General features: G+C 67.9%; 23 protein-coding genes. 12 read left to right on the forward strand and 11 right to left on the reverse strand.

What is annotated here, in order from left to right; genetic code table 11:
* The first annotated feature begins 3 nt into the window (after positions 1–3).
* Entirely contained in the window at positions 4–273 is a 270-nt protein-coding gene (locus C1924_RS16585) for a PAAR domain-containing protein (RefSeq protein ID WP_108766284.1), read from the forward strand.
* 94 nt (positions 274–367) lie between these two features.
* Here the strand turns inward: C1924_RS16585 and C1924_RS16590 are convergent, their stop codons facing one another.
* The 3 genes from C1924_RS16590 to rsgA form a co-directional block, all read right to left on the reverse strand.
* The gene (locus C1924_RS16590; protein ID WP_108766285.1) at positions 368–2,656 is read right to left on the reverse strand and encodes a TonB-dependent receptor; all 2,289 of its coding nucleotides are present in this window, start codon (positions 2,654–2,656) and stop codon (positions 368–370) included.
* 399 nt (positions 2,657–3,055) lie between these two features.
* A complete protein-coding gene (locus C1924_RS16595; RefSeq protein WP_108766286.1) occupies positions 3,056–4,309 on the reverse strand; it encodes a flavohemoglobin expression-modulating QEGLA motif protein in 1,254 nt (417 codons plus the stop codon).
* Positions 4,310–4,528: 219 nt separating this feature from the next.
* Entirely contained in the window at positions 4,529–5,638 is a 1,110-nt protein-coding gene (rsgA, locus tag C1924_RS16600; RefSeq protein WP_108766287.1) for a ribosome small subunit-dependent GTPase A, read from the reverse strand.
* A gap of 114 nt (positions 5,639–5,752) precedes the next feature.
* Here rsgA and C1924_RS16605 point away from each other — a divergent pair, with 114 nt between their 5' ends.
* Genes C1924_RS16605 through C1924_RS16615 form a run of 3 tightly spaced genes read left to right on the forward strand, consistent with a single transcriptional unit; the run spans position 5,753 to position 8,370 of the window.
* Positions 5,753–7,027 carry a pyridoxal phosphate-dependent aminotransferase gene (locus C1924_RS16605; RefSeq protein WP_108766288.1) on the forward strand — a complete coding sequence of 425 codons (1,275 nt, stop codon included), beginning with the start codon at positions 5,753–5,755 and terminating at the stop codon, positions 7,025–7,027.
* 2 nt (positions 7,028–7,029) lie between these two features.
* A complete protein-coding gene (locus C1924_RS16610; protein WP_108766289.1) occupies positions 7,030–7,647 on the forward strand; it encodes an SGNH/GDSL hydrolase family protein in 618 nt (205 codons plus the stop codon).
* 3 nt (positions 7,648–7,650) lie between these two features.
* Positions 7,651–8,370 carry a methyltransferase domain-containing protein gene (locus C1924_RS16615; RefSeq protein WP_108766290.1) on the forward strand — a complete coding sequence of 240 codons (720 nt, stop codon included), beginning with the start codon at positions 7,651–7,653 and terminating at the stop codon, positions 8,368–8,370.
* Positions 8,371–8,443: 73 nt separating this feature from the next.
* On the opposite strand, the gene C1924_RS16620 is transcribed toward C1924_RS16615, so the two are convergent.
* Positions 8,444–9,223, reverse strand: a complete 780-nt coding sequence (locus C1924_RS16620; RefSeq protein WP_108766291.1) for a polysaccharide deacetylase family protein — start codon at positions 9,221–9,223, stop codon at positions 8,444–8,446.
* 60 nt (positions 9,224–9,283) lie between these two features.
* On the opposite strand from C1924_RS16620, the gene grxD reads away from it, so the two are divergent.
* Positions 9,284–10,210, forward strand: a complete 927-nt coding sequence (grxD, locus tag C1924_RS16625) for a Grx4 family monothiol glutaredoxin (RefSeq protein ID WP_108766292.1) — start codon at positions 9,284–9,286, stop codon at positions 10,208–10,210.
* A gap of 166 nt (positions 10,211–10,376) precedes the next feature.
* Here the strand turns inward: grxD and C1924_RS16630 are convergent, their stop codons facing one another.
* Positions 10,377–10,916 (reverse strand): DUF924 family protein, encoded by a 540-nt coding sequence (locus tag C1924_RS16630; protein WP_108766293.1) that lies wholly within the window; start codon positions 10,914–10,916, stop codon positions 10,377–10,379.
* Between the two features lie 43 nt (positions 10,917–10,959).
* The gene (locus C1924_RS16635; RefSeq protein ID WP_108766294.1) at positions 10,960–11,736 is read right to left on the reverse strand and encodes an AMP nucleosidase; all 777 of its coding nucleotides are present in this window, start codon (positions 11,734–11,736) and stop codon (positions 10,960–10,962) included.
* A 153-nt stretch (positions 11,737–11,889) separates the two neighbouring features.
* On the opposite strand from C1924_RS16635, the gene C1924_RS16640 reads away from it, so the two are divergent.
* From C1924_RS16640 to C1924_RS16660, 5 genes are all read left to right on the forward strand, one after another.
* Positions 11,890–13,296: an amidohydrolase gene (locus tag C1924_RS16640; RefSeq protein ID WP_108766295.1), complete on the forward strand. Its 1,407-nt coding sequence runs from the start codon at positions 11,890–11,892 to the stop codon at positions 13,294–13,296.
* On the forward strand, positions 13,296–14,579 hold the full coding sequence (locus tag C1924_RS16645; protein WP_108766296.1) for an amidohydrolase family protein: 1,284 nt from the start codon (positions 13,296–13,298) through the stop codon (positions 14,577–14,579). Before C1924_RS16640 ends, C1924_RS16645 begins: the two co-directional genes overlap by 1 nt.
* Positions 14,580–14,599: 20 nt before the next feature.
* Complete coding sequence (locus tag C1924_RS16650; RefSeq protein ID WP_108766297.1) at positions 14,600–15,232, forward strand: 2-hydroxychromene-2-carboxylate isomerase; 633 nt, start codon at positions 14,600–14,602, stop codon at positions 15,230–15,232.
* 92 nt (positions 15,233–15,324) lie between these two features.
* Positions 15,325–16,266, forward strand: coding sequence for a DegV family protein (locus tag C1924_RS16655; RefSeq protein WP_108766298.1), 942 nt, complete (start codon positions 15,325–15,327; stop codon positions 16,264–16,266).
* A gap of 69 nt (positions 16,267–16,335) precedes the next feature.
* Positions 16,336–16,674 carry a hypothetical protein gene (locus C1924_RS16660; RefSeq protein WP_079223285.1) on the forward strand — a complete coding sequence of 113 codons (339 nt, stop codon included), beginning with the start codon at positions 16,336–16,338 and terminating at the stop codon, positions 16,672–16,674.
* Between the two features lie 100 nt (positions 16,675–16,774).
* Here C1924_RS16660 and C1924_RS16665 read toward each other — a convergent pair whose 3' ends face one another.
* The 4 genes from C1924_RS16665 to C1924_RS16680 form a co-directional block, all read right to left on the reverse strand.
* Complete coding sequence (locus C1924_RS16665; protein WP_108766299.1) at positions 16,775–18,187, reverse strand: efflux transporter outer membrane subunit; 1,413 nt, start codon at positions 18,185–18,187, stop codon at positions 16,775–16,777.
* Positions 18,184–19,221, reverse strand: coding sequence for an HlyD family secretion protein (locus C1924_RS16670; protein ID WP_108766300.1), 1,038 nt, complete (start codon positions 19,219–19,221; stop codon positions 18,184–18,186). The genes C1924_RS16665 and C1924_RS16670 overlap by 4 nt, the downstream gene beginning before the upstream one ends.
* A gap of 23 nt (positions 19,222–19,244) precedes the next feature.
* Positions 19,245–20,759 (reverse strand): MFS transporter, encoded by a 1,515-nt coding sequence (locus tag C1924_RS16675; RefSeq protein WP_108766301.1) that lies wholly within the window; start codon positions 20,757–20,759, stop codon positions 19,245–19,247.
* A 226-nt stretch (positions 20,760–20,985) separates the two neighbouring features.
* On the reverse strand, positions 20,986–21,894 hold the full coding sequence (locus C1924_RS16680) for a LysR family transcriptional regulator (RefSeq protein WP_108766302.1): 909 nt from the start codon (positions 21,892–21,894) through the stop codon (positions 20,986–20,988).
* 142 nt (positions 21,895–22,036) lie between these two features.
* Here C1924_RS16680 and C1924_RS16685 point away from each other — a divergent pair, with 142 nt between their 5' ends.
* Positions 22,037–22,477, forward strand: a complete 441-nt coding sequence (locus C1924_RS16685; RefSeq protein WP_108766303.1) for a universal stress protein — start codon at positions 22,037–22,039, stop codon at positions 22,475–22,477.
* A 168-nt stretch (positions 22,478–22,645) separates the two neighbouring features.
* On the opposite strand, the gene C1924_RS16690 is transcribed toward C1924_RS16685, so the two are convergent.
* On the reverse strand, positions 22,646–24,091 hold the full coding sequence (locus C1924_RS16690) for a GGDEF domain-containing protein (protein ID WP_108766304.1): 1,446 nt from the start codon (positions 24,089–24,091) through the stop codon (positions 22,646–22,648).
* Positions 24,092–24,280: 189 nt separating this feature from the next.
* On the opposite strand from C1924_RS16690, the gene C1924_RS16695 reads away from it, so the two are divergent.
* A complete protein-coding gene (locus C1924_RS16695; RefSeq protein ID WP_108766305.1) occupies positions 24,281–25,141 on the forward strand; it encodes a PA4780 family RIO1-like protein kinase in 861 nt (286 codons plus the stop codon).

Genomic DNA, 25,141 nt, shown 5'->3' on the forward strand with positions numbered 1-25,141 from the left:
GCCATGCCTTCCCCCATCTGCCAAGGCGATTCCACCACGGGCGACGGCGAGGTCACCCGCTGCCAGCATGCTTCCACCCACCGCATCAATGGGCATCCATTGGCGGTGAAGGGTGACTACGCCAGCTGTTCCCTGCACCCCGGCGAGCACAGTTTCGTCGAGGGCAGCAGCACCCACCTGGCCAACGGTCTGCCGATCGTGCTGGAAGGCCACCTGCTCAGCTGCGGCTGCCATGCCATCGCCGGTAAAGCCGCACACATCAAGGTGGAGTGACCACGACCAATAGCCGACCCGTGCCCCTCCCGGACAGCGTGGATCCACCGTTCAGTAGATCCACGCCATGCGTGGATGCTTCATCCCTACCCGGTCAGAACTCCGCCGCCACCGTCATGAACACCTGGCGCGGTGCACTGGCATGGATGGCATAACGCGTACCGGTCGGATCGGTCGGTGCGAACGAACTCAGCTGGCCCGCATAGCGCTTGTTGGTCAGGTTGGTCGCGTTCAACGACACGCGGATGTTGCGCAGGCCCATGCCCGGGCCGAAGTCATAACCGGCACCGGCATCGAAGGTGGTCACGCCCGGCACCGACTGGTCGTTGGTGTAGGTGTAATAGCGCTTGCCGGTGTACTTGGCGCGCAGGCTGGCGAAGAAGCCATCGCGGTTCCAGCTGATCTCGCTGGACGCCATGCGCTGCGGCGTGTCCACGGTGATCTTGCCGGCCACCGGCACGATCGCGCCACCGGAGGTGTAGTTGTCCTCATAGGTGGTCTTGTTCCAGGACAGCGCGTTGTACCACTGCAGGCCGTCGACCGGCTTGAGGATGAAGGTCAGCTCGGCGCCATGGCTCTTCACCGAACCCACGTTGATGAAGCGGGTGACGCACTCCGGGCGCGTGCCGACTTCGATGCTCGAACACGGGTTGAGCGACAGCAGGCGGTTGTCGAACTTCACGTTGTACGCGGCGATGGAGGCCTGGTACTTCTCGCCGAAGGTGCGGAAGCCGGCTTCCAGGCTCTTGGACTTCTCCGGTTCCAGACCCGCGCTGGCCGCGAACGATTCCGGCGAGACCTGCAGCGGGCCACCGCTGCCGCCGCCGACGAAGGCTGCGATGTTCTCGGCGTACGAAGCAAACAGCTCATTGTTGGCGTTGAGCTTGAAGCCCAGGCCGACCTGCGGCAGCACCGATTCCTTGGCGGTCAGCGTGCCCGAGGCGATGCTGGTTTCCACGCCGGATTTCGCGGTGGCGCGCATGCGCGTGTTCGGGCTCTTGATGCCCACGTCCACGGTCAGGCGCTGGTCGAGGAAGCGCATGCGGTCCTGCACGTAGAACTGCTGCGTGCGGATGTCGAAGTCCTGGTTGAACAGCAGGCGGTCCGGATTCTTCAGGTACAGATCATCCAGGAACGGGCCACTGATGTAGTAGAAATTGCGCGACACGTTGTGGTCGTTCTGCTCGTACCACAGGCCGGCTTCCAGCTCGTGGATGCCCACCTGCCACGACACCGCAGCGGTCAGGCCATCGCGGTTGATGGTGTAGTTGGTGCTGCGGATGGAGATCGGCAGCATGCGATCGGTACCCGGGTAGGACGGCTGGCCCGGTGCCCACCAGTGGCCCTGCCCGCGGTTGTCATGGTGATAGGCCACCAGCTTCAGGCGGCCCTGCTCGCCCAGGCGCAGGTCGGCATCGACCGAGTACAGGTTGTCATCGCGCAGCGCGCGGCTCTGGTAGTAGGCATCGTCGATGCTGTTGACGCCGCCGCTGAACTGGCACTTGGCCGGATCGCGCGTGCCGGGGGCGCACCAGGCGGCCGCGACGGCACGGTCCCAGTCCGGCGCGTAGATGTTCCAATCCCAGCCCAGGCCGCGGGCCAGCATGTCCTTGGACAGATAGGCATAGTTGGCCTGGCTGGCGCGCGAGGTAGCGACGAACGCGCCGAAACGGTGGTCGCCCACGTTCCACACCGCCTTGGCGTTGAACTGGCGGGTCGTCTGGTTCTGGTACGGCGCGGCCCACATGTCCTGGTCCTGGTGGACACCGGAGACATAGGCGGAGAAGCCGTTGATGTCGCCGGTATCCACGCGCAGGTAGCCGCGGCGCTGGTTGTTATCGCCGACGGTGACGCTGGCGCGGCCGCCGAATTCAGTGGACGGGTCCATCGAGAAGTACTGGATGGTGCCGCCCAGGTTGCTGGTGGAGGCGACGCCCAGTGAACCGATGCCCTGCGACAGTTCAGCGCCGGCGAGGTTCTCGGCGATCAGTGCGCGGGCGATGCTCAGGCCGTTGTAGTTGCCATAGCTGTTGTCGCCCAGCGGGATGCCATCAAGCGTGTAGCCGAGGCGGCTCTTGTCGAAGCCGCGCAGGCTGATGGTCTGCGATTCCTCGTTCGCGCCAAAGGCATCATTGGACTGCACCGATACGCCCGGCAGGCGGTCGAGGATCTTCTGGCCGCTGGTGCCCGGCGGCAGTACCTGTTTGTCCACGGCGGTGATGCGCTGCACCTGGCGGGTTTCGCCCTGGCCGATGACGGACACTGTGTCGAGCGTCTGTGCGCTCAGCGTGGCGTCGGCGGTGGCATCGGTGGTTTCGGCGGCATGGGCGCTGGCAGCGGAGAGCGCGATCGCCACGGCGATCGTGAGGTATCGGGTCTGCATGTAGATCCATTGCATGGGGGAAGTCCGCCGCAGCTCGGTACGGCGCGCGGCCACTATGCAAAGGGAAGATGAAAGGTTTTTTACGAAGTCGCGCGGGTGTTGCGGGCAGTGACGCGCGTCTCATTCGTGGGTTTTTTCGGCAGGGCTGCGCCCTGCACCTGCTCAACGTCAACGTCAACGTCAACGTCAAAAGACTGCATCCCGTGGGATGGCGGGGCACTGTGGATTTGCGGGAACGCCGTTAACCCGTCCATGGGGGCTTGGTCGCCGCATCCATGCGGCTCACACCCCGCAAACCCACAGTGCCCCGCCTTCGACAGTTGCTCGCAATCTGTTGGAATGGCACGGGGTCGGATCCCGTTGCTGGGCAACGGGCTCTGACCCCGGCTCTGAATGCCTTTACTCCGGCGCCAGCTGGTCCATCCGTATGCGGTTGGCGAACAGCGAGAACGCCAGCATGCCCGCCAGCCCGTTGGCCCGGCTGACCCAGTGCGGCAGCCAGCGCGGGGGCTTCAGCACACCGGCCTCGAACAGCGGCGCGAAGGTGATCGCATCGGTCAGGCTCATCTTGCCGGCAAACAGCCAGCGGCAGACCTGCAGGCGATCTTCGGCCAGCATGTGGCGGAAGAAGGTGTGTACCGACACCAGCCCGCGCAGATACACCGTGTCCTTGGTGAAGGCCAGGCCGCCGCTCGGTGGTACACCGCGGAACACGCGCTGCGCCGAGGCGAAACTCTCCTCCGGATTCTGCCCGGCATCGCAGAAGTAGCGGTACACCTCGATGAAATCCGCACCTTCGCGCGCCATCGCGATGGCTTCGGTACGCAGGCTGATGCGCTTCAGCCGCTCGATGTCGATGCTGCCGGTGATCTGCTCGGCAAACGTGGCCAGGCCTTCCTGGGTGGCGGTCACCCGCGGCGACGACAGCGCCAGGCTCGGCAGCACCGGTTGTTCGCGGCCGTTCAAGGCGGTCAGCGAATGCACCAGCGCTTCGTGGTGGAACAGCTGCGCGCGGTCGTAGGCGCTGAAGCGCGCGGTGGTGCGCAGGCGGATGCGGGTCGGCCCAGCCGCGGCCTTCGACACCAGATCCGGATCCAGCTGCACCTGGATGATGCGCGACTCGAAGAAGCCGTCGAGATCATTCTGCAGCTGCAGCTGCAGGGCAATGGCCGACACGGGTACCTGCTCTTCCGGTGCGAGCAGTTCGCTGTCCAGTTCACTGGCGATCTGGATGAAGTGGCGGGCGGCCTCGCGCGTGCTCGGGCCGTTGCCCGGCAGCGGCTGTTCCGGCGCACCGAACAACTGCACCGAACAGCGATCCACCGCGGCCGTGCCAAGGCCTTCCAGCAGCTGTGCTGCCAGGTCCCAGCTCTGTGCGGACTGCTGCACGTAGTGCCCCAGCGGATGGGCCGTGTCGCACTCTGCGGCGATGGCGGCCAGTGCGCGGCGTTCCTCGCTGAAGTCGAGCCGGGGATAATCCACCTTCGGCAGGACAGGCTGGCCGCGGGCCACGCTTTCCAGGAACGGTGCCTGCACCGTTGCCGGCCAGCTGGTCAGCCCCAGCAGGCGGATGCCGCCCACGGCCTCGACCAGTCGCGCGTCGAGTGCCGCATGGTGGGCCACGTCATGGTCCAGCGTCGCCGTCGTTTCCATGGGCGGACTATAGCGCGCCACGGTGGAGGCGGCGGTATCGCGGGGATGCACACCCGCCGGTCCGGTAGCGTCGACTGGCGGTAGAGTCGACTGTTAGTCGACTAACTGTTAGTCCACTACGAAACGCCGCGCGATGATTTCCGTCGAAGAGTAGTCGACTAACAGTCGACTCTACCGTCAGTCGACTCTACCGTCAGTCGACGCTACCGTCAGTCGCTGCTACCGCCGGCGGTTCTTGTTCACCGGGCGGAACTGCTGGCCCTTGCCCTTCCTGCCGCCGCGCTCCTGCGCGGTTTCGGCCTGGCGCACGGCCAGCTTGGCTGCCGCAGCAGCCACTTCTTCCTTCAGCTTGAAGTAGTTCTGCAGCCGGCTCTCTTCAATCTCACCGGCATCGATGGCCGCGCGTACGGCGCATCCCGGCTCCTGCTGGTGCATGCAATCGTTGAAGCGGCACTGCGCAGCCAATGCCTCGATATCGGCGAAACCGCCTTCGGACAGCGTTTCTTCGCCGGTCGGCTTCAGCTCGCGCATGCCCGGTGTGTCGATCAGGCACGCGCCCATCGGCAGCGGCATCAAGGCACGGTGGGTGGTGGTGTGGCGGCCGCGCGAATCGTTGGCGCGCACCGCATTGGTTTTCATCCGCTGCTCGCCCAGCAGAGTATTGGTCAACGTGGATTTGCCGGCACCCGACGAACCCACCAGCACCACCGTGCGGCCGGGGCCCAGCCACGGTTCCAGTACGGACACGCTGTCGGCATCCAGGCCGTTGATCGCGTGCAGGGCGATACCCTGCATCTCCAGCTCCTCCAGCACCGCCAGCGCGTCTTCGCTGTACTCGGTCTGGTCGGCCTTGGTCAGCACCACCACCGGCTCCGCACCGCCACCGCCCACCAGCAGCAGGTAGCGTTCGATGCGGCGGGGGTTGAAGTCGGCATCCAGGCCACAGACGATGAACACCGTGTCGATGTTGGCCGCAATGACCTGCTGGTGGTAATGCTCACCGGCCGCGCCACGCTTGATGGCCGTACGCCGCGGCAGCAGGGCGACGATGCGGATGCCCTCCAGCAGTACCCAGTCACCCACCGCCGGCCGTTCATGGCTGGGGAAGCGCGGCCGTTGCCATTCCGGCAGCGACTCGGCCTTGATCGAGGCTTCCGGGCCATCGGCCACGACATAGTGCGTGCGGTGCTGTTCGATCACCCGCGCCGGGCGGGCCTGCGGGTGCGTGGCCATGGCGGCCTGCCAGTCGGCCTGCTGCGGCGGGCCCGGCCAGGGCCAGCCGATGGTCTGCAGGGCGTTGAAATCGGGGGTCTGGGTCATCGCCGCCATTCTAACCGGCCAGATGCCCTGCCAGCCCAGCAGCCGCAGGCCCTGGGGCCTTGCCATGCATTGCAGCAATTCCGGTAGGATGGAAGCCCCATGCCTTTTGACGGCCCAGCTCCCATGTCCACCCCTTCGCCCAAGCCCCTGGCCATCCGCGAGCGCCTTTCCGAAGTGCGCTACGAGATCCGCGGAGAACTGGCCCGGCGAGCGCGGGAGCTGGAAGCGCAGGGCCGCAAGCTGATCAAGCTGAACATCGGCAACCCGGGCAACTTCGGCTTCCGTGCGCCGGAACACCTGCAGCGCGCGATCGCCGATGACATGGGCCGCACTGATCCGTACACCCACCAGCAGGGCCTGCCTGTGGCCCGCGAGGCCATCGCCGCCGCCTATGCGCGACGCGGCGCACCCGATGCCCATCCCGACCGCGTGTTCGTCGGCAATGGCGTCAGCGAGCTGATCGACCTGTCGCTGCGTGCGCTGCTCAACCCCGGCGATGAGGTGCTGGTGCCCTCGCCTGACTACCCGCTGTGGTCGGCGGCGGCCATCCTCAACGATGGCCGTCCGGTCTATTACCGCTGCGCGCCGGAAAACGGCTTCCAGCCCGACCCGACCGAGATCGAGACGCTGGTGTCGTCGCGCACCCGCGCCATCGTGCTGATCAACCCGAACAACCCCAGCGGCGCCAGCTACCCGCGCGAGCTGCTGGAGCGCGTGGTCGAGATCGCCCGCCGCCACAACCTGCTGCTGCTGGTCGATGAGATCTACGACCAGATCCTGTACGACGACGCGGTGTTCCAGCCGGTCGCGCCGCTGGCCGGCGACCACCCCTGCCTGACCTTCAGCGGCCTGAGCAAGGTGCACCGTGCCTGCGGCTGGCGCGTGGGCTGGGCCCACCTCAGCGGTGACGACGCGCGCCTGGGTGAGTTCCGCGCCGCGCTGGACCTGCTCAGCGCGCTGCGCCTGTGCGCCAACGTGCCGGGCCAGTACGCCATCGACGCGGCCGTGAACGGCCCGGACACCATTTCCGGACTGTGTGCCCCGGGCGGCCGCCTGTATGAAACCCGCCGCGCGGTGATCGAAGCCTGCGAGGCCAGCGAGCACCTGTCGCTGGTTGCCCCGGCCGGTGCGCTGTACGCGTTCCCGGCCGTGGTCGGCGCTGCTGCAAAGGGCTTCGATGACCACACCTTCGCACTGGACCTGATGAACAACGAGGGCGTGCTGGTCGTACCGGGATCGAGCTTCAACGTGCCCTACCGCCACCATTTCCGCGTGACCCTGCTGCCCGAAGCCTCGGTGATGCGCGATGTGTTTGCGCGCATCGACCGCGTACTGGCCCGCCGCGCCGAAGACGCTACCAAGGTCATACCGCTGAAGCCGCGCCGCTCGGTGGCCTGAGCGTGGCCCTGTCCTACCTGGCACTGGGTGATTCGTACACCATCGGTGAAGCGGTCGCGGTCGAAGGCCGCTGGCCGCACCAGCTCGCCGCGGCGCTGCGTGCACAGGGCGTGGACCTGGCCGACCCGCAGACCATCGCCACCACCGGCTGGACCACCGACGAGCTGGACGCGGGCATCAACGCGGCCGATCCACAGGGCCCGTTTGCGTTCGTGAGCCTGTTGATCGGTGTCAACAACCAGTACCGCGGGCGCCCGTTGGACGAGTACCGCCACCAGTTCGAGGCCCTGCTGCAGCGTGCGATCGGCTTTGCCGGCGGCGATGCCGGCCGCGTGCTGGTGCTGTCCTTCCCCGATTGGGGCACCACCCCGTTCGGTGCCGGCAGCGGCCGTGACCTGGCCCGCATCGAGATCGAAACCGACGAGTTCAACGCTGCCGCCGAAGTCATCAGCACCCACCAGGGCGTGGCCTTCGTCGACATCACCGACATCAGCCGCGTACACGGCACCGACCCGGCGATGATTGCCGACGATTGCCTGCATCCTTCCGCACGGATGTACGCGTTGTGGGCCGAACGCGCCCTGCCTGTCGCCACGCATCTGCTGCAGCGAACGGACTGAGCGATGGATGGCCTGCCAGGGAACGGCACACCACTGAACTGTTCACCGCTGGCGAGCGGCCAGGCACGGGCCATCGCCGAGGCGTTCCGCCCGGTGCAGGCCTGGGGCAACCGCCGCGACTATTACTACACGCGCGGCAAACTGGGCAGTGATCCGCTGTACGACGGCGTCCTGCAGCATCTTCCCGACGATGCCCTGCCGCTGCTGGACCTCGGCTGCGGGCTGGGCCTGTTCGCGCATGTACTGCGGCAGCGCGGCCGCCACCCGCCCTACCTGGGCGTGGATGTGGATGCCGGCAAGATCGCCCGCGCGCGCCGCGCCGCGGCCGGCCTGGACCGGGTGCAGTTCGACTGCCTGGATGTGCAGGCACCGCTGCCAGCGCAGGCCGGGCACGTGCTGCTGCTGGATGTGCTGCAGTACCTGGATGCGCAGGCGCAGCAGGCCCTGCTGGAAGCCGCCGCCGCGCGGGTGGGACCCGGCGGCCGACTGCTGCTGCGTACGCCGCTGGCCACCGGCGACCGCCGTGACCGCACCACGCGCGTGGCCGACCGCCTGGCCTGGCTGGTGGGTTGGATGGGAACGCGGCCCCGGCACTACCCGGACCCCGCACTGCTGCGGGCGACGCTGGCCGGATCCGGGCTGCAGGTGGGCCAGGAGCGTCCGCTGCATGGACGCACGCCGTTCAACAGCTGGCTGCTGGTGGCGCGGCGATCCCCCGTGTAGAGCCGAGCCCATGCTCGGCTGCCTTTACGACGCAGCGCGCCGCCGCCCGAGCATAGGCTCGGGCGCTACCGCATTACAGCGATGGCAGTCGAGCCTTCAGGCCGCGCTGGTCCAGCGCCTGCAGCACGCGTTCGATGATGGCCAGGTTGTGGCCATGCGCGGCGCCTTCATGCAGCAGCACGATGGCGCCGGGCTGCAGGTCGGGCAGCAGCCGCGCCAGCACGCCATCGGGCGTACAGCCCACGCCGTCATAGCCGCGTGCGGACCAGCCCACCCGCACCAGCCCCAGTGCCGCCAGTACCGGCGCCACGAACGGATTGGTCATGCCCACCACCGAGCGGTACCAGCGCGCGGGACGGCCACTGACCGTCTCCAGGGCCCGGTGGCAGCCTTCAATCTCCGCCCGCATCGCCGCCGGGCCCAATCGCCAGAACCGGGTCTGGGGGTGGGTGTGGCTGTGGTTGCCCAGGTCATGGCCGCGGCGAAGCACCTCTTCCACCAGGTGCGGCTGGGCCAGGGCGCGATCACCCACCAGGAAGAAGGTCGCCCTGGCCTGGTGCCGGTCCAGCAGGTCGAGCAGCGCCGGGGTTTCCGCGCTGGGGCCGTCATCGATCGTCAGCCAGACGCTGTCGCCCGCCTCGGGCAGGCGGTCCAGTACCGGGGCGTAGAAGCGGCTGTTGGGCAGGAACACCGGCACCAGGAACAAGGCGTGGCTGGCTACCATCAGCGGCACCCCCCAGCGCCAGCCGGCCAGCACCCAGACCAGGATCACCACCGCCTGCGACGCCAGCAGCCACGGCAGCCAGCGCCACGGCCGGGTCGGGATGCGATGCAATGTTCCTGCGTTGGTCATGCCCCATGATGCCATGGGGCGTAGAATGCGTGATTCGCATTTACGGACCCATGACCTCCCATGTCCCTCGATCCCGCCCTGCGTTCGCGCATCGAATCCCTCCTCAATGCCAACCGCGTCGTGCTGTTCATGAAGGGCCAGCCGACGATGCCGCAGTGTGGCTTCTCGGCCAAGGCCGTGGGCGCCCTGCAGGACCTGGGCGTGGACTTCGCCCACGTCAACGTGCTCGCCGACCAGGAAATCCGTGAAGGCATCAAGGCCTACGGCGACTGGCCGACCATCCCGCAGCTGTACATCGACGGCGAACTGGTCGGCGGCAGCGACATCATCCTGCAGATGGCCGCCAGCGGCGAACTGAGCAGCGTGCTCGGCCTGGCCGCGCCGGACCGCACCCCGCCGCGCATCACGGTCACCCCGGCCGCCGTGGAAATGCTGAAGGGCGCACTGGCCGATGCACCGGGTGCGTCGCTGCAGCTGACCATTGATGCGCGCTTCCAGCCGAACTTCCAGCTGGCGCCGCACGATGACAGCGCGATTGCCGCCGAATCCAACGGCCTGCGCGTGCAGTTCGACCTGTCCAGCGCACGCCGCGCCGACGGCATCACCATCGACTGGGTCGATGACATCCGCGGCAAGGGCCTGGCCATCGACAACCCGAACGCGCCCAAGCCGGTGCAGGAAATCAGCGTGCGTGACGCCGATGACCTGGTGCGTGCCGGCAACGTGACCCTGGTCGACGTGCGCCCGGCCGACGAGCGCGCGATCGCTGCGGTCGGCGTGCCGTTCAAGAGCTTCGACGGCAATGGCCGCGCCGAGCTGGAAGGCCTGCCCAAGGACACCCCGCTGGCCTTCCTGTGCCACCACGGTGGCCGCAGCGCGCAGGCCGCCGAGCAGTTCCGCACCCTGGGCTTCACCAAGGTGTTCAACGTCACCGGCGGCATCGATGCCTGGTCGGACGAAGTGGACAACGGCGTGCCGAAGTACTGATCGGCTGCTCTGGGTTCAGATCCCTTTCCTGCGGAAAGGGATCTGAACCCACCACGATCAGTGGCCCCGGTGTCGGATCCCTTTCCGCAGGAAAGGGCTCTGACCCCACCACGCAAAAACGCCGGCAATCGCCGGCGTTTTTTCTGCATCCACGCATGGCGTGGATCTACCCTGCGAACCCGCCTTCGGCCAGGTAGTCCAGCTCTTCCGGACCGGGAATCCGCCCCAGCACGGCATTGCGGTGCGGGAAACGACCAAAGCGGCGGATGATGTCGCGGTGCAGTTCGGCGAACTGCAGGTATTCCTTGTCACCCAGCACATCGAACATGGCCACCGAACGATCCTGGTCGAACGGATCTTCGGAGTGCTCGAACGGCAGGTAGATGAACGCACGCAGCTTGGGTACCAGCTGCAGGTCCAGGCCCTCTTCAATGGCACGCATGGCGTAATGCCGGGCCAGGCCATCGGTGGCGTAGGCATGGGCGGTACCGCGGAAGCAGTTGCGCGGGAACTGGTCCAGCAGCAGCATCAACGCCAGCGCGCCCTCGGCGCTGCCCAGCCAGTGCTCGCGCGCGCGCGCGGCCGCCGCGTAGTGTTCCTCCAGGAACAGCGTGCGGAACTGCGCATCGAATGCGTCATCGCGGGCGAACCACTTCGCCGGGCCCGCTTCGTTCCAGAATTCCACCACTTGCGCGGCAACGTCCATCACCTGCTCTCCAGGGCCGGCGCACCGCGCCAGGCCATCATCATCATTCGTCAAAGCGCAGGTGGCGGACCGACTTGCCGTTGCGCCGGATAAGCTTAAGCGCCTCGATGCCGATCTGGATATGGTTTTCCACGAACTGGGAGCTGACCTTGGCATCGGAGGCCTCGGTCTTGACCCCATCGGGAATCATCGGCTGGTCGGACACCAGCAACAGGGCCCCGCTGGGGATGTGGTTGGCAAAGCCGGCGGCGAACACCGTGGCCGTTTCCATGTCGATGGCCATGCAGCGCATCGCCCGCAGCCGCTCCTTGAAGGCCTCGTCGTGCTCCCAGACCCGGCGGTTGGTGGTGTAGACCGTGCCGGTCCAGTAATCGTGCCCAAGGTCGCGGATCATGGTCGACACTGCCCGCTGCAGGGCAAAGGCCGGCAGCGCCGGGACTTCCGGCGGCAGGTAATCGCCGGAGGTGCCTTCGCCGCGGATGGCGGCGATCGGCAGCACCAGGTCGCCCAGCTGGTTCTTGCGCTTCAGCCCCCCGCACTTGCCCAGGAACAGCACCGCCTTGGGCATCACCGCCGACAGCAGGTCCATGATGATGGCGGCATTCGGGCTGCCCATGCCGAAGTTGATCATGGTGATGCCGTCGAACGTCGCACTGGCCATCGGCCGGTCCAGGCCGACGATGGGGGCCCCGGTCAGCTCGGCGAAGGTATGCAGGTAGCCGCCGAAGTTGGTCAGCAGGATGTGCTGGCCGAACTGGTCCAGCGGCACGCCGGTATAGCGCGGCAGCCAGTTGTCGACGATTTCCTGCTTGCTCTTCATGGCGCATCCGGTGCGGCGTGGGGGTGCCATTGTAGGCGTGTGCCCGCCCTCCGGGGCATCGTGGGGGGCGTCCGGGGTGCCCAAGGTCACTTGGCAACCGGCCCCGGCGCCGGATAGCGTCGGTGGATTCACATGCCTGCCTGGGGAACCCGCATGTCATCCACGCTGTTGCGCGCCGGCCTTGGCCTGGCGTTGGCCTCGTTGAGCACCGCCCCGGCGGTGGGCGCCTCACGCTTCGTCGCCGATCCCTACCCCAGCACCTACCGCGCCCATCCCGATGGCCCGGTGCTGATCCAGAACGCCACCGTGCTGACCGGCACCGGCCAGCGCCTGGACCATGCCGACGTGCTGCTGCGCGACGGCCGCATCGTGGCCGTCGGCCCCCAGCTGCAGGCCGACGCCGGCATCACCCGCATCGATGCGCAGGGCAAGTGGGTCACCCCGGGCCTGATCGACGTGCATTCGCACCTCGGTGTCTACCCCAGCCCGGGCGTCGGTGCCCACAGCGATGGCAACGAGATGACCGCGCCGGTCACCGCCAACGTGTGGGCCGAGCACTCGGTGTGGCCCCAGGATCCCGGCTTCACCGCTGCCCTGGCCGGCGGCGTGACCAGCATGCAGGTGCTGCCCGGCTCGGCCAACCTGGTCGGCGGCCGCAGCGTGGTGCTGAAGAACGTACCGGCCACCACCTACCAGGCCATGAAATTCCCCGGTGCACCCTGGGGGCTGAAAATGGCCTGCGGCGAGAACCCCAAGCGCGTCTACGGCGGCAAGGGCACCGCGCCGGCCACGCGCATGGGCAACGTCGCCGGCTACCGCGCGGCCTTCATCGACGCGGCCGACTACATCGCCAAGAACAGCCCCAAGCCGGCCAAGCGCAAGGGCTGGTTCGGCAGCGACAAGGGCGACAGCGCCGGTGATGCCGGCGGCAAACGCGACCTCAAGCTGGACACGCTGGCCGGCGCCATCCAGGGCGACATCCGCGTGCACATCCACTGCTACCGCGCCGACGAAATGGCCACCATGCTCGATCTGGCCAAGGAATTCGGCTTCAAGGTGGCTGCGTTCCACCACGGCGTAGAGGCCTACAAGCTGGCCGACCGGCTGGCTGCCGATGGCGTCTGCGGCGCGCTGTGGGCCGACTGGTGGGGCTTCAAGATGGAGGCCTTCGACGGCATCGCCGAAAACATCGCGCTGGTGGACCGGCCGAAGAACAGCTGCGCCATCGTCCATTCCGACTCCCCCGAGGGCATCCAGCGCCTGAACCAGGAGGCGGCCAAGGTGATGGCCGCGGCACGCCGCGCGCGCATGCCGGACATCGCCCCGGAACATGCCATCACCTGGATGACCGCCAACGCCGCCAAGGCGCTGGGCATCGAGGGCCAGACCGGCACCCTGGAGGCCGGCAAGATGGCCGACGTGGTGGTGTGGAACGGTAATCCCTTCAGCTCCTACGCGCTGGCCGAACAGGTGTTCGTCGATGGCCGGCGGCTGTTCGACCGTGGCGCCCCACCGGCCACGCCGCGATCAGATTTCCAGCTTGGCCAGGAGGTGCGCTGATGGTCCGTTCCACAAAGTTGGCGAGGTCGGCCAGGAAGCGCCGCCGGGCGTGGCTTGGCGCTACCGTCATGGTGCTGGCAGGCATCGCGGGCACTGCATCGGCGCAGGACCTGCTGGTGCGCAACGCCACGGTGCACACCGCCAGCGCGCGCGGCAGCCTGCAGAACACCGACGTGCTGGTGCAGGGTGGGCTGATCCGCGCGGTCGGCCCCGGCCTGGCCGCGCCGGCCGGGGTGGCCGTGGTCGAAGCCAATGGCCGTCCGCTGACGCCGGCGCTGTTCGGTGGCATCACCGAGATCGGCATCGAGGAAGTCTCCGGTGAATCGAGCACGGTGGACAGCACCCTGAAGATCGGCGAGCAGCCCTTGCGCCCCGAATTCGACGTCACCCTGGCCTACAACCCGGCCTCCGTGCTGGTGCCGGTGGCACGCCTGGATGGCATCGGCTTCACTGCGCTGGGGGCTGCCACCGGGGGTGGCTTCGTGGCCGGCCAGGGCGGGGTGATGCGTCTGGATGGCAGTGCCGACCCGATCGGCCCGCGTGCGCTGTTCCTGCGCCTGGGTGCGGCCGCCTCGGAACTGACCGGGCAGTCGCGCGCGGCGCAGTGGATGCTGCTGCAGCAGATGGTGGACGAAGCGCGCGGGCAGGTCGCCGCCGATTCGCCGCATGCGCTGCTGACACCCGCCGGCCGCCGCACGCTGGCGCGCTACCTGGCGGGCCAGGGCCGCATCGTGGTGGAAGTGGACCGCGCCGCCGACATCCGCCAGCTGCTGCGCTGGGCTGCACGCGAAAAGGTGAAGATCGCCATCGCCGGCGGTGCCGAAGCCTGGCAGATGGCCCCGGAACTGGCGGCCGCGCAGGTGCCGGTGTTCGTCGATGCGCTGGGCAACCTGCCCACCACCTTCGACCAGATCGGCGCCACCCTGGAAAATGCCGCGCGCCTGCGCCGTGCCGGCGTGGCGGTCAGCTTTGCCCAGCGCGATGATGCCTCGCACAACGCCCGCAAGATGCGCCAGCTGGCCGGCAATGCGGTGGCCAATGGCCTGCCGTGGGCCGATGGTCTGGCCGGCCTGACCCGCGTGCCCGCACAGGTGTTGGGTGTGGCCGACCAGATCGGCACGATCGAACCGGGCAAGCGCGCCGACCTGGTGCTGTGGGAAGGCGACCCGCTGGATGTCGCGCACTATGCCGAACAGGTCTGGCTGGGCGGCCGCGCCATGCCGATGCGCTCGCGCCAGACCGAACTGCGTGACCGCTACCTGCAGCACAACGCACAGCCTTGACCGCCCCGAGGAACCCGCCGATGCCGACCCTGCGCTGGTATTTCGATTTCGTCTCGCCCTATTCCTACCTGCACTGGCAGAAGGTCAAGCAGCTGCCGCAGTTTGCGGCAATCCAGCCGGTGCCGATCGCCTTCGGCGCGGTGCTGCACCACCTGGGCAACCTCGGCCCGGCGGAGATTCCGGCCAAGCGCCGCTTCATCTACCGCCAGCTGCTGTGGACGGCACAGGCCGAAGGCACGCCGCTGCGCTTCCCGCCTGGCCATCCGTTCAATCCGCTGGCCGTGCTGCGGCTGTGCCTGGCCGCCGGTGCCAGCACGCAGGCGGTGGATGTGCTGTTCGACTGGATCTGGCGCGAGGGCAACGCCGCCGACAGCGCCGAGGCGCTGCGCACGCCGGCAGCACGGTTGGGCATCAACGACGTGCAGGCCGCCTGCGCCGAACCGGCGGTGAAGGAGCAACTGCGCCGCAACACCGAAGCGGCCATCGATGCGGGCGTTTTTGGTGTGCCGACCCTGGCCATCGACGGCGAACTGTTCTGGGGCAACGATGCACACCCGATGATGGCCGCCGTGCTGGCCGACCCCGGCCTGTTGCAGCGCCCGGACTGGCAGGCCGTGGTAACGCTTCCAGTGGCCGTGCAGCGCAATCGCTGAACAGGCAGTGGCGCGATTCCCTCGCGCGCCACGGATGAAATTGCGATAGCTTTCACGTTCCGAACCTACAACCGCCCTGGAGGGGGAGCCGGATGCGCATCGGAATCGTCGTCGATTCGGCCTGTGACCTGCCGCAGGATTTCATTGCCGAGCACAACATCGTCCTGCTGCCGATCACCGTGCGGATCGGTGAGGCCGTGCTGGCCGACCACCGGGACGAGCAGGCCACGCTGAGCTTCCTGCATGCCCACGTGGCCGAGCACGGTGCCGAGGCCGAAACCATTCCCTTCAGCGTCAACCAGATCCGCGATCTGTTCCTGCAGCAGCTGGTCATCGATTATGACCACGTGTTCTGCATGACCATCACCAAGACGCGCAGTCCGATCCACGACAACGCGCTGCAGGCCAGCTTCGCCATCCTCAACGACTACAAGCCGGTGCGCCAGGCGGCGGGCTACAACTCGCCGTTCGCACTACGCGTGCTGGACACCCAGAACCTGTTCGCCGCGCAGGCGGTGACCGCGGTGGAAGCGGTGCGCCTGCGTGACAGCGGCGCCAGCGTGCAGCAGATCCGCGAGCGGCTGGAAGAACTGTCCGGCAACGTGCACGGCTACATGGTCACCCGCGACCTGTACTACATGCGCGCACGCGCACGCCACAAGGGTGACCGCAGTGTCGGCCTGCTCAGTGCCGCGCTGGGCAGCGCGCTGGACATCAAGCCGGTGCTGCACGGCTACCGTGGCGAAACCGGCCCGGTAGCCAAGATCAAGGGCTTCGACAACGCCGTGCAGAAGCTGTTCGCGGTGGTCGGCCAGCGTGTGCGCAGCGGGCTGATGACCCCCACCGTGTGCGTCAGCTACGGCGGCGAACTGGACGAACTGCGCGCCCTGCCCGGCTATGCGCAGATGAAGGAGGTCTGCGCCAGCCATGGGGTGGAGGTGTACGAGTCGGTGATGAGCCTGACCGGCATGGTCAACGTCGGCAAGGGTGCGGTGACCGTGGGCTTTGCCGACGGGCCGCATCGCTTCGAATAAGCCGTTCTGGCGTACACAAGCATTGCACTGCGGCTGTGCCAGCCTTGCCGCACCTCAAGGAGAAGAACCATGCCTGCGCAGTACCACATCAGCCTGCCCGACCCGTCCAAGGCCCGCGGCAATGACCCTGATCTTTCCTTCCATTCGCAGAGCGCCGGCGGTTTCGCCGAAGAGCTGCAGGACGCGCTGCGCAGCGGCACGCTGTTCGAGCGCTGGAAGGCCAAGCAGCCGGACCCGGATGCCGTGGAGCCGCAGTGGGGCGTGACCGACCCGGATGCCACCGTCACCGGCGAACAGAAGGACCTGCGCATCAACCTGGTGGCCACCACCCGCATCGACAGTGACGTGTTCAAGCAGCGCCTGCGCCTGCTGGCCGGCCACCACTGGGAACTGCGCGACGTGCGTTGAGGCCCCCGCCCGCGCCGTGATCGACCCGGTGCCGATGGCGATGCTCTGGTAGACGCCAACCTTGGTTGGCAACTACCACGCTGCCGGCCAGCGGCCGGCACTACCAGCCACCGCCCAGCGCGCGGTACAGCTCGACCCGGGCGATGGCCGCCGTGGCCTGGCTGTTGGCCAGCGCAGCCCGGTTGTCCAGTGCGATGCGCTGGGTGGTGAGCACATCCAGCATGTCCACCACGCCGGCCTGGTACTGGCGCCGTGCAGCACCCAGCGCGGAATCGCTCTGCTCAACCGCCACCTGCAGCTGCGTCGTGCGCTGTTGTTCCGCCGCGTACCCATCGATGGCATCGTCCACTTCATGCCAGGCCTGCAGCACCGTGCGCTGGAACTGCAGCGCCGACTGCTGCTGCTGCACCCGGCTCAACGCCAGATTGGCCTTCAGGCGGCCGCCCTGGAAGATCGGCAGGCTGATCGACGGGCCCACGCTGAAGCGGTGGGCATTCCACCCATCGAGGCCATCCAGCTGCCTGGCCTGGAAGCCGGCATCGCCGTTCAAGGTGATGCGGGGCAGGAAGCTGGCCTGGGCCACGCCGATGTTCGCGGTGGCCGCATGCAGCGCCGCTTCGGCACGACGGATGTCCGGACGACGTTCGACCAGCTCACTGGGCAGGCCCACAGCCACAGCGGGCAACGGCGGCCAGTCGGCACGCATGCCCTGCAGCTGCGCGTCCAGCCCCTGCGGTGGCCTGGCCAGCAGGAAGGCCAGTGCATTGCGCAGCTGCGACTGGCGGTGCCGCAGCGGCGCGATGCGTGCCTGCAGCGAAGCCACCTGCGCGGCCGCGCTCGACACCTGCAGGGTACTGGCCACCCCCTGCTGCTGGCGCGCCTGGGTCAAGCGCTGGATGTCGGCGGCAATGCCCAGGTTGTCCTCGGTGATCGCCAGCAGCTGCGAGGTTGCCCGCAGCTGCAGGTAGGAACGTGCGGTTTCGGCCAGCAGGGCAATGCGTACGGCATGCGCATCTTCTTCGGCCATCTGCACGCGCGCATCGGCCGCTTCCAGCTGGCGGCGCACGCGGCCCCACAGATCCAGTTCCCAGCTCAGGCCGACGCCCGCCTGGAATAGTCCGTAATCCTCGCGCCCGGCATTGCCGGAAGGATCGCTCAGCCCCACTTCGCTGTTGCGTGCGCGCACGCCACTGGCGCTGCCCGCGACCGCGGGCAGGCGATCAGCGGCGCTGATGCCACGCGCCGCGCGGCTCTGCTGCACGCGGTTGGCGGCCAATTGCAGATCCAGGTTGGACTGCAATGCCTGCTGGGCCAGCTGCCCCAGCAGCGGATCGTGGAAACCGGCCCACCATGCCGCATCATCGTCGATGGCCGTCGCGGCCACCGCCTCGCCCTGCCACTGCGCCGGCAGCTCGGCCTGTGGCCGTACGAAGTCCGGGCCCATCGTGCAGGCCGCCACGGCCATGCACAGCGACGCGCTGGCCACGGCCTTCATCAACGCGGGCATGCTCATGCGCCCTCCCCGCCCTGCAGGTCCACGCGTGCCTCCACCGACATGCCGGCACGCAACTGATCCAGCAGCGGCTGGCCCGGTTCCAGCACGATCTTCACTGGAATGCGCTGCACCACCTTGGTGAAGTTGCCGGTGGCGTTTTCCGGAGCGACCACCGCGAACGTCACGCCCGTGGCCGGCGCGATGCTGTCGACGTGACCATGCAGGCGCGTGCCGGGAAATACATCCACCGTCAACTCCACCGGCTGCCCTGCGTGCATGCGGGTCATCTGCGTTTCCTGGAAGTTGGCGACCACGAAGGCACGCTGCAGCGGCACGACGGCCGCAACGGCCGTGCCCGGCGTGAGGTAGGCACCCACGCGCACCGCACGGCGGCCAACCACACCATCAATCGGCGCACGCAGCTCTGTATGCGAAAGATCCAGCTCCGCGCGGGCCTGCGCCGCTTCTGCGCGTTGCACCGCCGCCTGCGCCGACTGCACGCCCGCCGCCAGGATGGCGGTGCGCTGGCGTGCGCTGCTCAGTGCGGCCTGCCCTTGCTGCAGGTGGGCCTGGGCCACAGCCTGCTTCGACTGCGCCTGCTGCGCGTTCTGCACCGTACCGGCGCCATCGCTGGCCAGCGCGCGGTAACGCTGCTGGTCAGCACTGGCCAGGGTCAGCTCGGATCGGCTGACATCCACACTGGCCCGCGCCTGTTCGATCAGCGAGCCCTGCTGTGCCAGCGCGGCCTGCGCATTGGCCAGCTGGGCACGCGCATTGACCAGATCGGCGCGCGCTGCCTGCAACGCCACCTGGTAGTCGCGGTCATCGATGCGGGCCAGCACATCACCGGCTTTCACCGTCTGGTTGTCCTGCACCTCGACACTGCTGACGAAGCCGGCCACTTTCGGTGCGACCACGGTGAAATCGGCGTTGACGTAGGCGTTGTCGGTGCGCTGGTAGCGGCCGTCGCGCAGCAGCAGCCAGCCACCGATGGCCAGGGCCAATACACCCAGCGCGAGGCCGGTATTGAGGGTTGTCTTGTTGAGGCTCATGGGGGAAGTCCTTGCGGGAGAGGTCAGGCCACGGCACGTGGCGGATGGACGCGGGTGGCCCACGGCAGCAGCGGCAGGCAGCCCAGGGCCACCAGCGCGACCAGCCAGTACAGGTCCGCCGAGGTCAGGGCCTGCACCTGGGCGTGCAGCCGCGCGGGCAGATCGGCGCTGGCCGGCAACCACGGCTGGTTGCCCAGGTGGTCGACCAGCGCGGTGGAATGGAAGTGGCGCCGTGATTGCCCCACCGCATCGAGCACGCCACCGGCAAACACCGCCGAAAAGCCTTTGACGGTGTTGAACCAGGCCGAGGCATAGGGACCGTCCTGCGGCGCCAGACCGGTGGTGGCCAGCAGCAGCAACGGCAGCACCGCCATCGGCTGCGCCACTACCTGCAGCAGCTGCACCCACAGGAAGCTGTCGCGGTTCCACTGCACGTCCAGCTGCGCGCCGAGGAAGCACGCTGTCGCCAGCAACACCAGGCCGGCGGCATGCACCCAGCGGCAATCCACCGCACGCTGGTTCATCAGTGCCGCCACCAACGGCAACGCAATCGCCTGCGGCAGCGCCACCCACAGCAGCATCGGGGCGGTCTGCAACGGCCGATAGCCCTGCACGCCGGCCAGAAAGCCGGAAGGAATGGAGATGACCGCAAGCAGCACGAACAGCACGCCCACGCAGGTCACCAGCGAATAGCTGAGGTTGCGATGGGCCAGCAGTTGCAGCTTGAAGAACGGCAGCGGGTGGAACCATTCGTTGATGAAGAACAGCACCAGCAGGCCACTGCCGCCGTCCAGCAGCACCGTGATCAGCGGCGAATCGAACCAGTTCAGCCGCGCGCCCTGGGTCAGGCCCAGCACCAGCATCACCAGCGCAGGCAGCCCCAGGGCCAGGCCCACACCGTTGAACTGGGAAAAACGCTCCAGGCGCATCGGGTCCTGCGGCAGGCCCCAGCCGACCATCACCATGCCAACCGCGCAGAACGGCACGATCTGCCAGAACGCGAACTGCCAGCCCGCGTGTTCAACCCACAGCGCGGCCAGCGGCGTGCCCATGCTCGGGCCGAACGTGGCAGTAAGCGCATAGCCGGCCAGGCCGTACAGCTTGATGCCCGGCGGCAGGAAGCGCAGCGCCACGCTCATCAGCAACGGTGGCAGCGCGCCGCCGGCAAGGCCCTGCAGCGCGCGCAGCAACAGGAAGGTCGGCAGGTTCGGCGCCAGCGGGCACAGCACGCCCAGCAGCATGAAGGCCGCGATCATCACCAAGCCGAAGCGGCGCAGCGAAAAGGTCACTGCGCACCAGGGCGCGAAAGCCATGGCACTGACCGACATGGCGCTGTAGATGCCAGTGATCCAGTTGCCGTCATCGACGCTGAACCCCATCGCGCCGCGGATATCGGCCAGCGCGGCCTTGGTGACGTTTTCGTTGAAGCCCGACAGCAGTACCACCAGCAGCACGCCGCACAGGCCGACCACGATGCGGCGATCAAAGACGGGGGCGGAGGCGATGGCGGCCGCCCGGGGCAAGGTGACCGCGCTCATCGGCGCCGATCGATCCGTGCAGCGCACGGCAGGTGAAGCGACATGGCGTGCGCTCCGTGAAGGTGGGGAGCGCAGTCTAGGCAGGGCCACTACTGCGGAAAATGGCGTGGATGCGATGCCAGTCGTGCGCCAGACGCACGGGTGTCGGGGGCCCGTGGGTGCCGACCGTTGGTCGGCACGCGATGGTGGTAGGTGCCGACCTTTGGTCGGCACGGGCGGCTCGGCTCTACAAAGCGTCGGCGTCGCACATGCTCTTGATCGCACGGCGCAGCCAGCGGTGTGCCGGGTCGTTGTCCATACGCGGGTGCCAGGCCTGCACCAGAGCCACCGTCCGTACCGACACAGGCAGCGGGAACATGCGCAGCGGCAGCCCCATGTAGGTGATGCGATCGAGCATCACGCTGGGCATCTGCGGCAGCACCAGATCCGAAGCGGCGGCGGCGAAGATTGCACCGTGGAAGGTGGGGATGACCATCGCCACCCGTCGCCGCAGGCCCATCTGCGCCAACTCGTCATCGATCGGCCCATGGGCGATGCCGCGCCGCGAAACGGCAATGTGGTCGCAGGCGGCGAAGCGCTCGGCGGTGATGTCCCCGTCGAACAGTGGATGGTCCTCGCGCGCCGCGCCCAGCAGCGCCGTGGTGAACAGGTTCTGCACCTTGGTTTCCTGCGTGTGCTTGCCGGCGGTGCTGATGTACAGGTCGATCCGGCCCTGCACCATCGCGTCATCGTCGGTATCGCCTTCGGGCATGAAGCGCAGCGTGCAGCCTGGGGCCTGCTCGCGGAACACCTCGCGCAGGCGGCCGCCGTAGCTGCCGATGAACACATCGTTGGCGCGGATGCTGAAGGTGTGTTCCAACGTCCCGATGTCCACTTCGCGCCCATCGTTGAACACCCGGTGGGCCTGCTCGATCACATCACGCACCTGCTCGCGCAGCTCCAGCGCACGCGGGGTCGGCGCCAGGCCACGGCCGGCGCGCACCAGCACCGGGTCGCCCAGCGCATCGCGGATCCGGCCCAGGGTGCGGCTCATGGCGGGCGCGCTCAGGTTCATGCGCCGGGCCGCCCTGGCGACACTGCCTTCGTCCAGCAGGACATCCAGGGCCAGCAGCAGATTGAGGTCGGGCAGGGACATGGCAGTCTCCAACAGATGGAATGACTCTACGACACTCTCAGTCAAAGTCGATTGCGCCCCATGCACGTATTGCCTGCACCACACGGCATGGGTGCGCGGCGCGGCATGGGCGACCATCACCGCCTGCCAAGGAGTCTGCCCCATGTTCACTACCCTGCTGGTCGCCCTCGACGGCGGCCACCAGCACGACCCGCTGCTGGATCTGGTCACCCGCGTCGCCGGCCCGTGCAGCCGCGTGCACCTGCTGTGCGTGATCGATCCCGAGTTCGCCCTGCCCGACGACGCCAGCGAAGCCGACCGCCGCGAGTACTCTGAGGCCACCCGCCAGCGGGCCAAGGCGGAAGGCCTGTTGCAGGACGCCGTCGCACAGCTGCACGAGCGCGGAGTCGACGCCCGACCGGCGATGCCGGTGGGCGATCCCGGCGAAGTGATCAGCACTCAAGCCCGCGAGCTGGACGCCGACCTGATCGTCATCGGCCACCGCCACCTGTCGCGGCTGCAGCGCCTGCTCGACAGCTCGGTGGCGCAATGGACCCTGGACCACGCACCGTGCCCGGTGCTGGTGGAAACGCGCGGCGGCTGACATCGCACACGATGCCCACCCTGGTGGGCGCTTCGGACAACGGCTGCCAACCAAGGTTGGCAACTACCGGCTTCACGCCCGCCAATCGATCACGTGTGCCTGCCGCGCTGCCCTGGTAGATGCCAACCTTGGTTGGCGCTTTGGGCAACGGCCGGCTCCGCGCCCGCATCAACAATCAATCACGCCTTCTTCGCCGCTTTCATCGTCCAGCACGCGAGCGTGCAGGGTCACCTGGTTGCGGCCGGCGCGCTTGGCTGCGTACAGCCCCGCATCCGCATCCGCCAGCAACTGGTCGGCGCTGGCCGTGGCCGGTGGATGCAGATAGGCCACGCCGATGCTGATGCTGACCGGGCCTTCGGGCAGGTTCAGCGCTTCCACCGCCTCGCGTAGCCGCTCGGCCAGCGCCAGCACGCCCGACAACGGGCTGCCCGGCACGATCACCGCGAACTCCTCGCCGCCGTAGCGCGCCACACTGTCGGCCGCACGCCCCGCCGTGGCCTGCAGCACGGCCGCGACGGCGCGCAGGCAGCGGTCTCCGGCCGGATGGCCGTGCTGGTCGTTGAATGCCTTGAAGTGGTCGATGTCCACCAGCAGCAAAGCCAGTTCGGTGCCACTGCGGCGCGCACGGTTCCACTCGGCCTGCAGCACGGTGTCGAACTGGCGCCGGTTGGCAACGCCGGTCAAGCCATCCTGGCGCGCCAGCTGGTCCAGCCCGACTTGGCGTTCCAGCAGATCGGTCTGCAGCAGCGTGCTGCGCAGGCCGAAGCCCAACGTGGCCACCACGAACCCGGCTACCGCCAACGGTCGCGCATGGTCCACCACCAACGTGCCCACCACCAGCAGCAGCAGCGGCAGGATGATCGGCCCGCCCGCCTGCACCAGCCGCGACAGACGCGGGTGCAGCACCAGGCCCGGCGCCGGTGCCTGGCGCAGCGCAAGCAGGGCCAGCAGCAGGAACGGCACGTCGATCAGCAGGTCGTTGTACGCGCCGAAGGACTGCTCGACGGTGTAATGGTTGATGTAGAACGCCACCAGCAGGTAGCTCAGCGCATACAGGGCCAATGCACGGAAGAACACCCGCCGCTCGGGTGCATCGCCCGCCAGCCAGCGCACCATGGCGAACACGGCAATGCACAGGTTCTGGATGTCGAACATGTGCTGCATGTTGGCCATCGCCTGGTCATCGATGTCGATGCGGTCGGCGAAGGACTGCGTGTGCACGAAGAACAGCACGCCCAGCAGGGCAGCCATCAGACCGTCGATGAGGCTGATGGTCCAGCGCTCGCGCCGCGCCCGGGCGAGAATGAAGACCAGCGGTACGCCGTACAGCACGTAGAGCAGCAGGCTGATGCTGGGGGTGATGCTGGGCCGCCCGGCGCTGAGTGCATCGAGCATGTTCGCGCCCATGCCCCCCGCCCACAGCAGCAGGGCCAGCGCCGTGGCGCGCCAGCCCAGCGCCGCGCGATCACGCTGGGCCCGCCACAGGCAGGCGGCCGCCGCCAGCAGGGGGGCGGCCGTGAGGAAGGCAAAGGATCCGCCGCCGGCCGTCCCAGGCCAGAACGCCACGACCACCCCGTGGCAAAGCACGTACAGCAGCGCCAGCACTACCGGCATGCACTACCCCCATCCGCAAGGCCGTATGTGCGCACCATAGCGCGACCCACGGTGAACGTGCGTGATCCACTGCAGATAAAGGCAGGAGCACGAGGGGTGTCCTGGCGCCGGGCCGGGGCCCAGGCAAGCAGGCACGGCCTGGAGATGCGAAACTCCCTCCCCCGCCCCCCGAGCGTCTCCCGAAAACCCGTGAAGACCCCCGAAGGACTGCGTGCGCTGATCGACGATGGCGTGATCGACGAAGTGCTGCGCCCGCTCAAGAGCGGCAAGGAAGCGGCTGTGTACGTGGTACGCAGCGGCAACGACGTGCGCTGCGCCAAGGTCTATAAAGACATGGCCCAACGTAGTTTCCAGCAGCGCGTGCAATACCAGGAAGGCCGCAAGGTACGCGGCAGCCGCGAAGCGCGTGCCATCGGCAAGTCCAGCAAGTACGGCCGCAAGCAGCAGGAGGCCGCCTGGAAGAACACCGAGGTGGACGCGCTGTACCAGCTGCGCGACGCGGGTGTGCGGGTACCGGAGCCGCATGGCTACTACCACGGCGTGCTGCTGATGGAACTGGTGACCGACGCAGAGGGCTATTCCGCCGCCCGCCTGGGCGAAGTGGAGCTGGAGGCCGACCAGGCCCGCGCGTACCACCAGACCCTGGTGCGCCAGGTGGTGCGCATGCTCTGCTGCGGCCTGATCCACGGCGATCTTTCGCCATACAACGTACTGGTCGGGCCGGATGGCCCGGTGGTGATCGACTTCCCGCAGGTGGTCAGTGCCGGCGGCAACAACGCCGCGCGCAGCATGCTGCTGCGGGACGTCAACACCCTCACCGGCTACCTGGGCCGTTTCGCGCCCGAGCTGCTGGACAGCTGGTATGGCGAGGAAATGTGGGCACTGTTCGAGGCTGGCAACCTGTTGCCGGACAGCGAGCTCACCGGCACCTTCGTACACGATGAATCCACCATCGATCTGGATGGCGTGCGCCACGCCATCAACGATGCACGCGAAGAGGCCCTGATCCGCCAGCAGGGTCGCGAAGCAGCGGAAGAAGACGACCGGTAG

The organism is Stenotrophomonas sp. ESTM1D_MKCIP4_1, assembly GCF_003086895.1.
Taxonomy (GTDB): Bacteria; Pseudomonadota; Gammaproteobacteria; order Xanthomonadales; family Xanthomonadaceae; genus Stenotrophomonas.

Excerpts from the sequence above, each read along its gene's own strand:
- C1924_RS16660 (WP_079223285.1), top strand. The coding sequence starts at position 16,336 with ATGCCTGCGCAGTACCACATCAGCCTGCCCGACCCGTCCAAGGCCCGC.
- C1924_RS16605 (WP_108766288.1), top strand. The coding sequence starts at position 5,753 with ATGTCCACCCCTTCGCCCAAGCCCCTGGCCATCCGCGAGCGCCTTTCC.
- C1924_RS16675 (WP_108766301.1), bottom strand. The coding sequence starts at position 20,759 with ATGAGCGCGGTCACCTTGCCCCGGGCGGCCGCCATCGCCTCCGCCCCC.
- C1924_RS16655 (WP_108766298.1), top strand. The coding sequence starts at position 15,325 with ATGCGCATCGGAATCGTCGTCGATTCGGCCTGTGACCTGCCGCAGGAT.
- C1924_RS16690 (WP_108766304.1), bottom strand. The coding sequence starts at position 24,091 with ATGCCGGTAGTGCTGGCGCTGCTGTACGTGCTTTGCCACGGGGTGGTC.
- C1924_RS16620 (WP_108766291.1), bottom strand. The coding sequence starts at position 9,223 with ATGACCAACGCAGGAACATTGCATCGCATCCCGACCCGGCCGTGGCGC.
- C1924_RS16680 (WP_108766302.1), bottom strand. The coding sequence starts at position 21,894 with ATGTCCCTGCCCGACCTCAATCTGCTGCTGGCCCTGGATGTCCTGCTG.
- C1924_RS16635 (WP_108766294.1), bottom strand. The coding sequence starts at position 11,736 with ATGAAGAGCAAGCAGGAAATCGTCGACAACTGGCTGCCGCGCTATACC.
- C1924_RS16685 (WP_108766303.1), top strand. The coding sequence starts at position 22,037 with ATGTTCACTACCCTGCTGGTCGCCCTCGACGGCGGCCACCAGCACGAC.
- C1924_RS16640 (WP_108766295.1), top strand. The coding sequence starts at position 11,890 with ATGTCATCCACGCTGTTGCGCGCCGGCCTTGGCCTGGCGTTGGCCTCG.
- C1924_RS16650 (WP_108766297.1), top strand. The coding sequence starts at position 14,600 with ATGCCGACCCTGCGCTGGTATTTCGATTTCGTCTCGCCCTATTCCTAC.
- C1924_RS16665 (WP_108766299.1), bottom strand. The coding sequence starts at position 18,187 with ATGAGCATGCCCGCGTTGATGAAGGCCGTGGCCAGCGCGTCGCTGTGC.
- grxD (WP_108766292.1), top strand. The coding sequence starts at position 9,284 with ATGTCCCTCGATCCCGCCCTGCGTTCGCGCATCGAATCCCTCCTCAAT.
- rsgA (WP_108766287.1), bottom strand. The coding sequence starts at position 5,638 with ATGGCGGCGATGACCCAGACCCCCGATTTCAACGCCCTGCAGACCATC.
- C1924_RS16615 (WP_108766290.1), top strand. The coding sequence starts at position 7,651 with ATGGATGGCCTGCCAGGGAACGGCACACCACTGAACTGTTCACCGCTG.
- C1924_RS16595 (WP_108766286.1), bottom strand. The coding sequence starts at position 4,309 with ATGGAAACGACGGCGACGCTGGACCATGACGTGGCCCACCATGCGGCA.
- C1924_RS16585 (WP_108766284.1), top strand. The coding sequence starts at position 4 with ATGCCTTCCCCCATCTGCCAAGGCGATTCCACCACGGGCGACGGCGAG.
- C1924_RS16590 (WP_108766285.1), bottom strand. The coding sequence starts at position 2,656 with ATGCAGACCCGATACCTCACGATCGCCGTGGCGATCGCGCTCTCCGCT.
- C1924_RS16670 (WP_108766300.1), bottom strand. The coding sequence starts at position 19,221 with ATGAGCCTCAACAAGACAACCCTCAATACCGGCCTCGCGCTGGGTGTA.
- C1924_RS16645 (WP_108766296.1), top strand. The coding sequence starts at position 13,296 with ATGGTCCGTTCCACAAAGTTGGCGAGGTCGGCCAGGAAGCGCCGCCGG.
- C1924_RS16630 (WP_108766293.1), bottom strand. The coding sequence starts at position 10,916 with ATGGACGTTGCCGCGCAAGTGGTGGAATTCTGGAACGAAGCGGGCCCG.